This is a genomic window from Paenibacillus swuensis (assembly GCF_001644605.1).
In the GTDB taxonomy this organism is placed as follows: Bacteria; Bacillota; Bacilli; order Paenibacillales; family DY6; genus Paenibacillus_N; species Paenibacillus_N swuensis.
The window spans coordinates 3,051,589-3,066,757 of record NZ_CP011388.1; the positions used below are offsets into that span (position 1 = coordinate 3,051,589).

A 15,169-nucleotide genomic window follows, 5' to 3' on the forward strand; every position below is an offset into this window, starting at 1 on the left:
AATGAAGAGAATAGAAGGGTTCCGCTGACTGTAAAGGTTGGCGGTTCCTTTTTCATATATAATGTAAACGGTTACAGCTTGTCTATTCCAGTTAAGAGAGGAAGTTGATTTATGGTGCTTATCAGGAGATGGTTGGTTTGCGGAGTGCTGGTTTTGGCGCAGGGATTCGGATTCGGTTTGTCGGCTTCGGCGGAGAATATTGTATTTCCCGGTTCGTCTGGCGCGAATGCCAGATCGGGCATCATTAACGTCGTTCAAGACCACGGCGCCGATCCTACGGGAGCCACGAATGCCGCGGGGGCTATTCAGAATGCAATCAACGCGGCGAGGGGGAAATATAACGTGCGGACAGTGTATTTCCCCAATGGGCAATATCGAATTGATACCCCGTTGGTCATGGCGACCGATGAAGCGAACCACAGGGGGATGATTCTGCAGGGTCAAAGCAGAGACGGCGTCCGCCTGTTCGTGGATTCCACGAAAACGAATAAATTCAAAACCTCCGGTACATCCGTTCCTACGGCGGTGATCTCGACTCATAGCGGGATAGCGTGGACGAACAATGCGTTCAACACAAGTATCCAAAATTTAAAAATCGATATCGGCGCGGGCAATGATAAAGCGGCAGGCATATCTTATATCGCCAGCAATCAAGGCTGCGTCTGTGATGTGAAGATTATGAATGCCGCCCAAACAGGGACAGGTGTGGATTTGGCTACACAGACAATTCCGGGCCCGTCTTTGATCCGCAATGTGGAAATTCAAGGCTTCAGTGTCGGGGTGAAGACGTCCCATCAACAATATACGACTACCATGGAGAACATCACCCTGTCGGGGCAAGGCTCGGCAGGGATTCTTAACGATGCGCACGTAGTTACCGTCCGTAACTTGACGAGCACGAACACGGTTTCGGCGGTCAAGCAAGTGCCCGGCGGGTCAAGCGCGGGTATGCTGACGTTGGTGAAAGCGACACTCAGCGGCGGAGCTTCAGGCAACTATGCCGTGGATGTGCAAGACGGCTTCGTATTCGCCAGGGACGTCAGTGCTACAGGCTATGCGGGAGCCTTGCGGGACATGACGAAGGCACCAGTGGCTGCCGTCGCCAGTCCGTTGTCGGAATACGTCTCCAACAACGCCTATTCCTTATTTGAATCCACCAAAGTTTCGTTGGAGCTTGAAGCTAAGGAAACACCGGCGTTACCTTCGGCAGGCGACGATAGTTCCACAACGGAGGACGACCCGTCCAACTGGGCCGATGTGACCGATCCGAGCACATGGACTTATAATCCGAACGGCGCAGCCGGGGCCGTCCAAGGAGACGCGCTGGATGATACGGCCGCGATTCAGGCAGCGATGCTGTCCGGAAAGTCCACGGTATATTTTACGAACAAAGGGACGTCAGATGTAGGGTCCCGGTATAGAATAAGCGACACGATCACGGTTGGCCCATATGTGAAGCGAATAATCGGAATGTATGCGCAGATTGACCCTATCGGTACGGTGAAGACGTCCTTGCCTTCCAAGCCGCTGTTCGACTTTGTGAATGCTTCAGGATCACCGAGTACGATTTTAGTTGAAGGTTTGCGTGTAGGGACGGCGGGCGGCCGCCAATACTTTGCACGCCAATCTTCATCGAAGACGCTAATCTTCAAGCACATTTCGGTTCGCAACGGCTATGGTTATCGCAATACCGGGGGAGACGGCAGCGTGCTGGGTACAGGCAATGTATATATGGAAGATTTCCACGTGCTGCCTAATCAGACGCCGGATTCACCGGCACAACCGGCGTTTATCTTCAAGAATCAACGCGCCTGGGCAAGGCAGTTGAATCCCGAGCAAGGCAACCCTAATATTATGAACGACGGGGCGCGGCTATGGATACTGGGTTTAAAATCAGAGTGGCCGACAACCCTGGTGCAATCGGTAAACGGCGGCGCGACGGAAGTGCTTGGTTGTCAGAGCACGCCGGTTCATGATGCGGGAAGTGTTCCGTTCTTCATTGATCATACGTCAAGCACTTCCTATGCGGGATGCGCTGAATCGCGGAGCGTATCCGACAATGGCGGCACCGTTACCTCGCAGGGAGCCTTCTCAACCATCGTAAGCGAAACGAAGGGGGGCACCACCTCATTTCTAACGTCCGCCGCGCTGCAATCCGGGGGATCCTGGCGGAAAGCGGAGCAGAATGGGACGTCTGCCATCGTGAAGTCATTCGTCTTGCCGCTTTATGTCGGCTATTCGGTACCGGCGCAACCTACCAATCTCGCTTCTTCCGCGGGTGCGACAGGTGTCGTTAACCTTACTTGGAGCGACAATACGATGTCCGAGCGAAGCTACGTCGTTGAGCGTTCGTTAAGCGATACTTCCGGGTGGGTCGTCATCTATAACTCCAACGGGATTCCGGACATCGATGCGTACAGCAATACAGGTCTTCCTTCAGGCACAAGGTATTATTACCGGGTTAAGGCCACGAATAACCTCGGCAGTTCCTATTACAGCAATACGGTGAGCAGGGTGGTACCATAATGGGTTAACTCAATTGAAGCCGATCCCGATGTAACATGGGTCGGCTTTATTTTTCGTGAAAGGGTCTACTTATTCTTATTAAAATGTATTATAGTATATATTGTCAGACAATCGTATAGGAGAGAGGATGGTTGGAATTTGATAAGCGGAAACAATGCTCGTAAAATTCAAGGCGTTATGCCAGCTTTAATCACACCGCTTCATGCGGATCAATCGGTGAACGTAAACACCCTCAGAAAGCAGGTCAACCGATTCCTGGATTCAGGTGTCCACGGTCTGTATGTGCTGGGAACAACCGGTGAATTTTATGCCCTCTGTACGAATGACAAACTTCTCATTGCTCAGACGGTAATTAATGAGGCCAACGGACGATTACCTGTTCATGTGGGGGTTGGGGGCAACTCTACAGAGGACGTAATCCGAATGTCGCGCAATATGGCAGATCTCGGCGCGGATGTATTGAGTGTCATTACACCCTACTTCATGAAGTTTACTCAGGCTGAGCTGCTGAACCACTACGAACGCATTGCGGAGGGGAGTTCATTGCCCATTCTGCTCTATAACATCCCTTTGTTCACTCAAAATATACTCGAACCAGATACGGTAAAGACATTATCTTCTCATTCCAATATCATTGGGATTAAAGATACAAGCGGTAATATGGATCTGACGACATCTTATATCAATTATGCCGGTCCTGAATTCTCTGTCCTCGGGGGTACGGATTCGCAATGGTTAGACGTGTTGAAGGCGGGCGGTGACGGAGCCATATCTGCACTCACCAATCTTGTTCCGACCTTATTCGTTGAGATCTACAGAAGCTATATGAGCGGTGAAAGGGAGAAAGCCGAACATCTTCAGCAACTCATACAACCCCTTCACGAAGCAACAGGTAAAGCAACCATTCCTGCCGCATTAAAGTACTTGATGCATTCCGCTGGTTTCGAAGTGGGTGAACCCAAACTGCCGGCATTGCCTGTAGACAATGAACTTGCTCAAGCCTTAACCATAGTAGTTGAAGATTACCGTGATTATCTATACATATACCATAACAAAGGTTGATGAACATGTTAAAACAAATCAAGCCTCTAGGGGCAGTTGAAGCCGTAACGAAGCAAATTATGGACTTAATAAAATCGGGATACTTTAAGCCCCATGAGAAGCTTCCGGGTGAAATGGAATTAATGGAAATGATGAATGTGGGGCGCTCCACGATCCGAGAGGCGAAGCGGATCCTCTCAAGTATGAATCTAATTGAAAGCCGCGCAGGTAAAGGATGTATAGTGAAAGAAGTTTCTGTTGACTCCATATTTAATGAAGATATGCTGGAAATGCTTATTCGGGATGAAGAAGAGATGCTTCACGAATCACGTATTCTAATTGAAAGCCAGATTGCGATGCTTGCTCTCCAGCGCGCGACAGAGGCGGATTTGGCAAAGATGCAGCAATGCGTAGAGCTTCTTAAACGAGCAATTACCATAGGCGGAGATGTTTATGAACCCGGGACCGCGTTTCACAAAGCGTTAAGTGAAGCCTCGTATAATCGGGTCATGATTAAGATTCATGATTTGTTATCCAGTACGCTCGTCAAACTTCAGAAGCCTGGATACGAACAGAAATACGACCCCGACAAGGAGATTCAAGTGCATCAGGATCTTGTGGACGCTCTGAAAGCCAGAAATAAAGAAATGCTCATGGAAGCGCTGGACCGTCACTTTGAATATGTGAGAGAAATATCGGAGAAGCGCTAAGCTGCCGGCTCATAGGAGGAATCTTATATGAAAGAAACAGCAATTGTCACAGGCGGAGCCGGGGGGATTGGACGCGCGATTGTGCGGGGGCTGCTCGCACGCAATATTAACACAGCTATTGTGGATGTTGATAAATCCGGTGAAATGTTTGCGCTGGCGTGTTGTGAAGAGTTTGGAGCGGACTGTGCCCGGTTCTATAAGGTGGACATAGCCGACGTTCATCAAGTCACGGAAGTCGTGAAGAAACTGGAACAATCATGGGGTAACGTTACCTATCTGGTTAATAATGCGGTTTACTCTGTGTATGAGCCCTTTCTTGAAATTACACCTGCCAGTTGGGCCAAAGTAATGGATGTGGGGCTGACCGGTTCTTTCTATTTCGCGCAAGCCTTCTCCCGTGTGCTGGTGGAGGAAGGCAGAGAAGGCAGGATCGTGAATGTAGCTTCGATTAACAGCTTCGCGGTTGAACACGGAGTCGCGCATTATGCTTCAGTTAAAGGCGCTTTGGTACAATTGACGAAATCACTTGCATTGGAACTTGGCGCTCATGGCATCATTGTGAATGCTGTCGCACCAGGGATGACCGAGACGGATAAGAACAGGGAGATCTTTAATACGGAACCTTTTGTGACTCTAAAAAAACGAATCCCGCTCGGCAGGACTGGTACACCGGAGGAGATAACGAATGTAATTCTCTTCTTGCTGCTGACCGAGCACTATATGACAGGCCAAACCCTGTTAGCGGACGGCGGATTACTTTCCGGAATATAGAAAAATTTATCTGTACAACGGGCAACCTGGTATGATATATTCTCTTCAAATATTTAATTGTCTGACAATATATACTGGTGGAGGTAAAGATGATTAAAGAAGTGAAGACGGTAGGAGCGGCGGACGCAGTCGTGAAACAGATCACGGATTTAATTAAGTCCGGATATTACAAACCGAATGAAAAGCTCCCCAACGAGATGCGGTTTATGGAGATGATGAATGTCGGCAGGTCCACCGTACGCGAAGCCAAGCGAATGCTCGCAAGCATGAATCTGATAGACAGCCATCCGGGTCGCGGGGCATTCGTGAAAGAGGTTTCCGCAGTATCCATGATCAATTCAGATATGTTCGAGATGGTAATCAGCGAAGATGTCGACATGCTTCACGAAGCGCGTATTATCTTGGAAACCCAGATGGCATTGCTTGCCATGAAACGGGCCAAGGTTGAGCATATCGACAATATGCAACGCACTGTTGATCAACTAAGTCAGGCCATTCAGAACAATGCGGGAGTTTACGAAGCGGGCCGCGCCTTTCATATCTCTTTGAGTGAAGCTTCGCAAAACACAGTTCTGATGAAAATGAATGATATGTTGAATGAACTGCTGATTAAAATCCAACAACCGGCATACGAACTAAACTATAACCCGGATTATGAGGTCGAGGTACACCAGAATATTGTCAATGCCATTCGGGAGAAGGATTATTTAAAGGTTATATTTGCAATGGAGCAACATTTCGATTATGTAGGAAAAATCGCTAAGAAACTAAAGTGATTTTTTTTAAACACTATTGTCTGACAAACATACAACATGACATGTTACATATGATGAATGCTTCTGTCCTATGAGATTGGGATCTTATTATGTAGTAACAATCTCATTTTATCACTATAGACAGTGAGTTGAAGGCGGAGGAGAGATACGACAAGCTTGGTTTTTTCACTTCCGAAAAAGTCAGAAAATTAAAAAAATAGGATGGTGGATCCCATGAGAAACAGGAAGTTTATCGCAATGTTTATGGCTTGCAGCTTATTGGTCATTAACGCTTGTTCGTCTAATAACGGTTCGAATACCCCTGCTATGACTGAAAGCTCAGAGAAAACGGAAACGGGCGCTGCGGCTGAGAAAAAGGTTACAGGGGATATTACGGTGACCTATATGAAGTCAGGTACTTATGATTTGGCCGCGGAAGAATTGGCTGGAAAGATGAAGGACAAAGGAATTAACGCGACGGTGGCTTCCTTCCCGTGGGTGGACCTCAGACAAAAGAACACCAATGACTTGATTACCGCTTCGGGTAACTATGACGTTATGTCCGGAAGCTATTATCTGGCCGATGTATACAGCTATTTCAGTCCGCTGAAGGAGTATATCGACCGAGATGGTTTCGGGGATACCCTGACGGAAGGGCTTATGGAAAAAAGCGAGCATGTCGACGGTGAACCGATAGGCATTCCCTATGGTGCTGATGCGTTAGGGCTGATGTACCGTAAGGATTTATTCGAGCAAGCCGGGCTTGAGCTTCCGAAGACATGGGATGAATTCCAGAACGCGCTCAAAGTACTTGACGAGAAGTTCTCTAAAGACGGCATTGTGGCCTATGTAGGCGGGGGAGTAACGGATATACCTTATGTATTCATGTCCAGATATGCAGGGAAATTTATCAATAAAGACGGTAAGTATGAACTGAATCCAGAACTATCGCTTGAAGCCATCCGGATTGGAATGGAAGATTACAAGCTGGGGCCCAAGAATATTACGGGTATGAGCGGGGATGAAGCCAATGCGATGTTCATCAACGGAAAAGCCGCTGTGCTGGAAGGCTGGCCCAGCTTCGTTCGGGTCAACGCGGATGACGCCGAGAAATCCGCCATTGAGGGGAAATGGGCGGTTGCGCCGTATCCGGAACCAGGACTTGTTCTGCTGAGCTTATGGCAAATGTATTTGCCCAAAGAATCCAAAAATAAGGATGCAGCTTGGGAATGGATGAAGAATTTCGCGTCGGAAGAAAATGACAAACACTATTTTGAAACTTATGGTATTTCCCCAATCTATAAATCAACTTATGAAGATCAAGATCTGATGACGAAGTACGGACATTATTTCCCTGGTGTATTCGCCAATCTTAAACGCGCGCAGAATCCTCCATTTAGCGGTGAAGCACAGGATTTCATGACCGCTACGTTGGGCGATATTTTCTCCGGGAAGTTGACTCCCGAGAAAGGCATCGAGACGATTAATGAGAAATGGAAGACGCTTGAAGTTCCCGCTTCACTGATGGAATCCGCTAAACGTAACAATCAGATTGCCGATTAAGCTGACATGGAGTGAGATCATGCGATTGCATTATGGAACGAAGGACCGTGTTACGCTGCTATTATTTCTAATTCCCGCACTGCTCATTATCGGGGTATCGCAAGGTTATCCGCTAGTCTATTCGCTCTATGTAAGCTTTATCGACTGGTCGTTGGCCAAGTCGCCCGTACCGCAAGGTTCATTCAGTTTCGACCAGTACACGAAGCTCTTGCAGGATGATTTGTTCAGATCCAGTGTTCTCCGCAGCCTCCAATTCATGGCTTTCACCACTGTAATTACACTAATTGCAGGGTTCTTAATGGCCCTTCTACTGGTGGGCGGAGGACGTTGGATCAGGCTCTCCAGAACGCTGCTGATGCTTCCGATGGCGATTGCTCCCATTGCCGTCGGGACGATCTGGCGGTTGATGTTGAACTCACAATCCGGGTTGCTCAACGCATTTCTCGGTCTTCTGAACATAAAAGGGCCGGAATGGCTGGGAAATCCGGATGCTGTCATGTGGGCAGTGATTATGGCGGGGTGCTGGGCCTGGATTCCTTTTGTCATGATCATATACGTCGCGGCGATTAGTTCTATAGATCCTTCCCTGAAAGAATCGGCGCAGATCGACGGTGCGGGACGCATCGAAATTGTATCCAAAATTATCGTTCCTCTGGTCATGCCGTCTACAATCCTTATTCTGATGATGGTGGTTATCGATACCTTCTTCGTTGTGGACTTTGTTTACTCCCTCACGAATGGCGGTCCGGGAACAAGTACGTACATGGCTTCGTTATATGTATACTTTCAAGGTTTTAAATATTTCAACATCAGTTACGCGTCGGCTTCCTCCTGGTTGTTGATGATCATATCATTCCTCTATGCAGCTATATTGTTGAAGTGGAAAAAGCATACAGAATCCCGATTGTATTAGGAGGCACTATGAGTAAAATCGTCAAACCCTTGCTGGTCGGTTGTATTCTGGTGATTATGCTGCTGCCTCTTCTTAATCTGGGATTTAGCAGCTTTAAGACGCAGAATGACTTTTATCAATCCGCCCGAATGTTGTTAACAGGTAAGCTTACTTTTGAGAACTATATTTATATTTTTACCAAAATGAAAATCGGTCAGTACCTGATTAATTCTCTCTCGGTAACGATTCTGGTGACCGCGGCTTCGGTCGTGTTCGGATCCTTGGCGGCGTTCGCGCTCAGCAGGTTGCCATACCGCTGGCTTACCTTTGTCGTGTTGTTTATTGTTATGGTTCGTTTCTATCCCAAGATTACAACAATTATCCCCTATTATATTCTGATGAAAGATTTAAAAATGTTGGATACGATCGGCGCAATCGTTCTGGCGCAAACCGGATTATTTATTCCTTTCGTCGTGTTATTGATGACAACATTTTACTCGGATCTGCCTAAGGAAATTGAAGAGTCTTGCAGAATAGACGGGGCTAATATCGCTCAGTCCTATATGAAGATCATCGTCCCGATGACCGCGGGAGGTATGGCGGCATCGGCCATTCTGACAGCCCAATTATCTTGGAACGAATTCTTGTTTGCCTCCGCTGTTTCATCGGTAAAGAGTCAGACGTTGCCGATTGCCATCACGAGCTTCCTGACAGACAAGGGCTTGAATTTAGGTGCGCTCTCCGCGATGAGTGTCGTCATTGTGCTGCCGATTGTTTTGTTTATATTTTTCTCCCAGAGGTTCTTGGTACAAGGGCTGACGCTTGGCTCTGTGAAAGGTTAATGAATATAAGAATTGAGGTGTATACATGATCTGGACGTTGGAACGACCGGCTTCCGCATTGCCTAAATCCTATTTATGGACATGGGATCACAGTACGAATTGGGTGCTGGATGATCCCGGAATCATCAACTACGGCTGCTATAACAGATATCTGAAGAAACCGGAGACCTTCAAGGAAGATTATCGTCTGCTAACGGACTTCGCGGCAGGTTTGGGTATTCCCGGGATCGTCATTTACGGTTTCTTGCGGGATTCCCACGGAGGTGAAGTGTTTGCGCGAGAGGTGGCTGAATATGCGGCATCCAAGGGTGTAGATATCTATCCCGGTATTGGTCTGACTTGGTACGGAGGACCTTATTATGAAGGACAGCACCGATTCAATCTGGATACATTCCTGGATCAACATCCCTCAGCGAAGCTGGTAAACAAAGACAGCGGCGACGGCCATGACCCGCTCAATTACACTTTGCTGCTGCCGGACGGGACAGCCGCCGAGGACAGCGGCATTCAAGGGATTTGTCCTAGCGACCCCACTTATAAGCAATGGATCCAGGATGGTTTGCAATGGTTGTTTGAAGCTTTCCCGATCGGCGGCGTCAACATCGAGAACGGTGACTTTATCGTCTGTCATTGCGAGATTTGTCAGTCGCATAAGCAGAATTGGCCTGCAGAGGATCCTGAGTTTTTCAGACATCAGGCTTTAGGTTATGACACGGCGTTGCGCTGTTTAGAAGCGATAGGTGAACGCAAAGATGAACAATTGCTCAACACCTGGGCTACCTATACCGGTTTCATTCCGGGTGAGGGAGAGCGGGATAACGCGACAGGATTCATGTTCTGTGATCGTCCGGCTTTATTGGATCGGATGGAGAGTCTTGAAACCATACAATGGACGATAACAGGGATGGTGCTCAAAAAGCCGTTGCCCTTAACCATGTATTTGGATCATGGAAGACCTGAGGAAATGTTCGATAATCCCATGTGGCCCAAGGAGCTGAAGCCTCCGATTCCGGGAGGGGTAGGGTTATTGCATCAGGGAAGTCAATGGAACGCAAGCCGATACGATTGTGTGGTGAGTACGATTAAAGAAGGATGCGCGCGCGCTCATGACTCCGGTATGGAAGGGGTTGTTATCCAAGGGGAAGTTTCTTCGCGGCATATTCCTTCCGCACTTAATTACCTGGCCTTCTCTCATTTCACACATTGGCCGAATGATACTTTGCGGGATTTCGGCAGAAAGACCCTGGGGCAGGTGTTTCATGATGAGGCAGAGGGAGAAGCGTTTGTTGTTCTGTTCGCCCATTGGGATGCGGGAACATTGACAGAAGAGCATCGTGAGTTGCTGAGCGCCAAATGGACGGCATTACAGAAGCTTATAACCGTAGGAAACAGTGAGACTGTAAATGACAAGATGGATTGGTTCCGGTTCTGGCACTGGCTTCATACGTCCATAACGGCTGCCAAAGAGCCCCATACGGCAACGTTCTATTGATTCACTAATAACAGGAGGGATTTCTGTGATTTCAAGAATGAAAGTTACGGCGGCTTTAACGGTCTTGCTGGTGACGATTGTTATGTTAAATCAAGGATTACCTGTGGTGAAGGCAGCCGTAGCAACGGTTACCGTGGATATGTCGGTTGAGAACGGTACGCCGCAATATTGGGGTTCGGGGTTTCTGTATGGCTTAACGGATGATGGACAGAATCCGGATTCCAGTCTGTTTGAAGCCATTAAACCGCAATGGTTGCGAGCCGGGACGATGGTCATCGGCCCCCAATACGCCAGTTACGCATCTCGTTGGAGTCAAGCGCAGGCTTATTATAACCGCAGCGTCACGGCCGGTGCCAAATATCAACTGGTATTATATGATTTTCTATATGACATCGGGTATAATGCTTCCGCTAATGAATGGCCGGGTGACGGCGGACAATGGACATTATGGGAAGATTCCGTAGATCAGGTTATCACCAGTGTTATTAATAACAACTGGAATAGCTCTGTTCTCTATTGGGACATATGGAATGAACCGGATTTAAGTAACAGTTGGGGGGCTTCACAATCCCAATATAGAGAAATGTGGAAGCGAACTTATAATCTGATTAAGAATCGGATTCCGGATGCGAAATTCGTTGGTCCGGATATTTCCAGATACGATCACGATTGGTTAGATTCGTGGTTACAATACGTCAGTGCAAACAATGTTAAACCGGACATCATAACTTGGCATTTCAGTGAGGATACTTACGCGGATGCTTCAGACTTGTATCAGTTGAAGAATAGCAGAGGATTCAACACAGCCACAATGATGGAGCAAGAGTATGCCTGGAACTATCCGGGTTACCCGCTGCAGGAGAATCCGGGATATATTTTATGGAAAATCGCAAGACTTGAAAAAGCTCAAATCCCGGGACTTCATGCCATCTGGAAAGAAGACAATATTCAGAATACGGGATACGATACTACAGCCAATGACGGAACGATAGGACATATTCTTATCAAATCGGGTAACAATTATCTCAAAAAAGGACAGTGGTGGGCTTACAAATCATATGCCGATATTACAGGAACCATAGTTGATGTTTCATCAGACAGCATGAACTTTGACGGAGTGGCAGGTAAAGACGCATCGCTAAATCAAGCCCAGATAGTACTTGGCAACCGGCTGAACGATACCGGTTTGATCGACATTAACATCAATAGGTTGGATCAGGCTTCCTACTTAATCAACAATGGCCAGGTGAGAGTTGTAGTCAAGAAAATTCCTTACAATAACAATGGCGAAGTTAACACGCCGATTACAGTGTTGAATGAAGTATTAAATGTAAACAACAATAGCGTGACCTTAACAATTGACTGGTTAACGGCTCAGGATGGATATGTGGTCACACTGGAAAGACCCTAGCGAATACTGATGGATGAAATAGAACTAGACACAGTATACAGGAGGAACCGGCTTTGAATGTTATTTCACGGAAAATCAAATCTCTTCAATGTACCGAATGCGGGTCGGAATATGAATTGGGCCCGATCTATGGGGGTTGCACAAATTGTAGAAGCCAGGGAAAGTCGGGCGCGTTGGAGGTTCATTATGATCTTGACGCAGTAAAACTGTCACGGGATTGGCTGGACGGCGGTGTGCGCTCTATCTGGGAATACCGACAACTGTTACCGGTTGAGGATCCGAACTGTTTTCTCTCGTTAGGTGAGGGCAATACCCCCCTAACTAATGATTCTTATTATGACCAACAATACGGGATGCCACATGTTTATTTGAAAAATGAAGGTTTTAATCCTACCTGGTCCCATAAGGATCGATTGAATGTAGTGCTGGTGTCCAAAACCAAGGAATTAAAGGGAACCGGAATTGCAACTTCGTCTACCGGCAATCAAGGCATATCGGCCGCCGCATATGCCGCTGCTGCGGGATTGCCCAGCTATGTATTCTATCCGCCCGAAACCGCGTCCATCTATCACAGATTGACCGGCATGTACGGAGGCAAGGCTGTGGTTACACCTTGGGAGAGCAGGGGAAAGCTGCTTCGTAAGCTGGTGGAAGACCATGGCTTCACACCCTCGTATCCGCTTGTGGACGGAGAATTATCGAACCCGTATGGGATAGAAGGGTATAAGACGGTGGCCTACGAGTTGGTCCGACAGCTGGGGGGCGTACCCGATTACATTCTCGCTCCGGTATCCGAGGGAAACGCGCTCACCGGCATGTGGAAAGGATTCAATGAATTGTTGCAACTAGGACTGACGGATAAACTCCCAAGACTGTATGGTTGTCAGGCTGCGGGGGCAGATGCCCTTGTTCAATCCCTTCATCAGGGGGATGAAAAGGTCAAAGTATTGGACGAAGCCTATTCTTTGGCTACTTCCACGCGTGAAAGAACGGCGGGAGTTCATGTACTCCGGAGTATACGGGCTTCCGGCGGAGGAGCGTTCGCCGTCTCGGACCGACAAATTCAGGATACAATGATCGCACTTGGCAAACGCGGGTACTGTGTGGAGTCTGCTTCAGCCATCCCGGTGGCATGTCTTGAACAACTGTTTCAGGAAGGGAAAGTGAGGCCGGAGGATAAGATAGTCTGCCTGATTACTTCGGCCGGACTGAAGTGGCCTGATCTGATCGCGGAGTTGGCGCCGCCGCCTCTTCGGATTGAAGGGAACTGGGAATCATTCAGCAGGGAAACCGGTTTATGAACATGGAGATCTCCATTGATCAGATGACGATCTGCGATATTCCCCGCGGCACGAAAACTTGGTTGTCTGTAAAGTTGCTAGATACCTTAGCGGGACCTGTTTGTGTCCCAATCGCGATAATTAAGGGTGATAAACAGGGTCCTGTATTGTTAGCGACAGCCGGGGTACATGGCGATGAATTTGAAGGAATGGAAGCCATACGCAGTGTCTTCAAGCAATTGCAACCTTCAACGCTGCGGGGAACATTCGTCGGTGTTCCGGTGGTCAACCCTTTTGCTTATGAGGGACAAATGCGGGAGACGCCGGCGCTGTGGGACGGGTTGAATCTGGCAAGAACTTTCCCGGGCAGCCGGGACGGGACCGTGACGCAGCAACTCGCGAAGCTCTGGTCTGACTGGGTATTAAGGATACTGGGTGAATCGGATGTGTTTGTCGATTTTCACAGCGCCGGCACCCGATATGAGTACGTACCGATTATTGCTTTTCATCAGACAAGGGATGGTAATGAAACAGAATCGCGGGAGCTTGCTCAAGCATACGGCATAGATCGTGTATGGCGCATTCCGGACCGTCCGGATACTCAATTGACGTTCAACGGATACATAGCGAGACAAGGCATTCCCACGATAGCGACGGAAGTGCGCGGGCGGGGAAGCATGGAGATGAATGATGTTTCAATGCTGGAAGCAGGGCTGATTCGATTAATGCAGTATAAGAATATGATCGAATCTGTTGTTGATGCTGGTGCTCAAGAGATGCAGAAACAGACTTGGAGTACTGAATGGGCATGGGTGCACACAACGGGTTTCTTTAAATCAAAGGTTCAGCTGGGTGAACGTGTAATCAAGGAACAGATTCTAGGTGAAATTGTATCCATTTCAGGTCAAGAACTAGAGGTTGTTAAGGCGCCGGTTGCAGGCGAGATATGGGGAATTCGAGTGTTCAACACCATACGGAGCGGTGACTACGCGTTACTAATCGGATATGAGGAGCGGGAGCAATCATGATTACGAAACCGATATTATTTCAAAAATTGACCGACGCGGAAATTAACGAAATCGTCAAACGTGACACGGTCGTCATTATTCCCGCAGCTACGCTGGAGGATCATGGCCCTCACTTGCCGGTGGATACGGATGTGGTTATAGCGGAGGCGATCTGCAGGGAACTTGCTCTTAAAATTCCGGAACAGGTAGTTTTAATGCCTTGCATTAATATAGGATATTCTCCCCATCACATCGACGGCCCCGGGACCGTAACCATCGAATGGGATACATTTATTAATTATTGCAAGGACATCACTCGAAGTCTGATTCATCATGGGTTCCGCAGATTATTGTTTGTGAATGCGCACGGAAGTAACCATCCCGTTCTGGATATGGCGGCAAGGTTGACGAATGTGGAAAACCCGGAGGCCCGTTGCGCGCTGGTATCGTGGTGGAACCTCAAGAAAGTGCAGCAGGCTGTGCAAGCATTTCGCGAATCGGAGATTACAGGACACGGCTGTGAACTCGAGACGTCGTTATATTTGGCGATTGAACCGGAAGCCGTGAATATGAATCTAGCTGTGAAAGACTACACGCATCCTCGCTCCGCGCATTTTTGGGCCGATCTTGTGGGTCAGTCATCTGATCCGGAAGCCGGTAATCCGGTAAATCTGAACGAGTATTGGAGTACGGTTTCGGAAACCGGCGTCTGGGGAGATGCTACGGTAGCGACAAGGGAAAAAGGTGAAATCATCCTTGCAGCAGCCTCTGACGAATTATGCGAGATTGTAGAGGAATTTCTGGCACGACCGATTCGCGAGCGTGTAGCCCGTCAAGGATTTACACCTAAGTATGCTAAATACTAACGGAAACAGGTGA

13 protein-coding genes are annotated in these 15,169 nt (G+C 48.0%); all 13 read left to right on the forward strand.

Annotated features, from left to right (window positions below; translation table 11 throughout):
* The first annotated feature begins 111 nt into the window (after positions 1-111).
* The 13 genes from SY83_RS13400 to SY83_RS13460 all read left to right on the forward strand — a co-directional run bounded on the left by SY83_RS13400 (position 112) and on the right by SY83_RS13460 (position 15,156).
* On the forward strand, positions 112-2,526 hold the full coding sequence (locus SY83_RS13400) for a glycosyl hydrolase family 28-related protein (RefSeq protein ID WP_068607270.1): 2,415 nt from the start codon (positions 112-114) through the stop codon (positions 2,524-2,526).
* 177 nt (positions 2,527-2,703) lie between these two features.
* A complete protein-coding gene (gene dapA / locus SY83_RS13405) occupies positions 2,704-3,588 on the forward strand; it encodes a 4-hydroxy-tetrahydrodipicolinate synthase (RefSeq protein ID WP_068611099.1) in 885 nt (294 codons plus the stop codon).
* Positions 3,589-3,593: 5 nt separating this feature from the next.
* Entirely contained in the window at positions 3,594-4,277 is a 684-nt protein-coding gene (locus SY83_RS13410; protein WP_068607273.1) for a FadR/GntR family transcriptional regulator, read from the forward strand.
* A 27-nt stretch (positions 4,278-4,304) separates the two neighbouring features.
* Positions 4,305-5,048 (forward strand): SDR family NAD(P)-dependent oxidoreductase, encoded by a 744-nt coding sequence (locus SY83_RS13415; RefSeq protein WP_068607275.1) that lies wholly within the window; start codon positions 4,305-4,307, stop codon positions 5,046-5,048.
* Between the two features lie 89 nt (positions 5,049-5,137).
* Positions 5,138-5,824, forward strand: a complete 687-nt coding sequence (locus SY83_RS13420) for a FadR/GntR family transcriptional regulator (RefSeq protein ID WP_068607277.1) — start codon at positions 5,138-5,140, stop codon at positions 5,822-5,824.
* Between the two features lie 213 nt (positions 5,825-6,037).
* Entirely contained in the window at positions 6,038-7,366 is a 1,329-nt protein-coding gene (locus SY83_RS13425; RefSeq protein WP_197479854.1) for an ABC transporter substrate-binding protein, read from the forward strand.
* A 19-nt stretch (positions 7,367-7,385) separates the two neighbouring features.
* The gene (locus SY83_RS13430) at positions 7,386-8,279 is read left to right on the forward strand and encodes a carbohydrate ABC transporter permease (RefSeq protein WP_068607282.1); all 894 of its coding nucleotides are present in this window, start codon (positions 7,386-7,388) and stop codon (positions 8,277-8,279) included.
* Positions 8,280-8,287: 8 nt separating this feature from the next.
* Positions 8,288-9,100 (forward strand): carbohydrate ABC transporter permease, encoded by an 813-nt coding sequence (locus SY83_RS13435; protein ID WP_068607284.1) that lies wholly within the window; start codon positions 8,288-8,290, stop codon positions 9,098-9,100.
* Between the two features lie 25 nt (positions 9,101-9,125).
* Positions 9,126-10,592, forward strand: coding sequence for a hypothetical protein (locus SY83_RS13440; RefSeq protein WP_068607286.1), 1,467 nt, complete (start codon positions 9,126-9,128; stop codon positions 10,590-10,592).
* Between the two features lie 25 nt (positions 10,593-10,617).
* Positions 10,618-12,003 carry a hypothetical protein gene (locus SY83_RS13445; protein ID WP_068607288.1) on the forward strand — a complete coding sequence of 462 codons (1,386 nt, stop codon included), beginning with the start codon at positions 10,618-10,620 and terminating at the stop codon, positions 12,001-12,003.
* Positions 12,004-12,056: 53 nt separating this feature from the next.
* Positions 12,057-13,304 carry a threonine synthase gene (locus SY83_RS13450; protein ID WP_068607290.1) on the forward strand — a complete coding sequence of 416 codons (1,248 nt, stop codon included), beginning with the start codon at positions 12,057-12,059 and terminating at the stop codon, positions 13,302-13,304.
* A complete protein-coding gene (locus tag SY83_RS13455; RefSeq protein ID WP_068607292.1) occupies positions 13,301-14,311 on the forward strand; it encodes a succinylglutamate desuccinylase/aspartoacylase family protein in 1,011 nt (336 codons plus the stop codon). The genes SY83_RS13450 and SY83_RS13455 overlap by 4 nt, the downstream gene beginning before the upstream one ends.
* Complete coding sequence (locus SY83_RS13460; RefSeq protein WP_068607295.1) at positions 14,308-15,156, forward strand: creatininase family protein; 849 nt, start codon at positions 14,308-14,310, stop codon at positions 15,154-15,156. Before SY83_RS13455 ends, SY83_RS13460 begins: the two co-directional genes overlap by 4 nt.
* Positions 15,157-15,169: the final 13 nt, after the last annotated feature.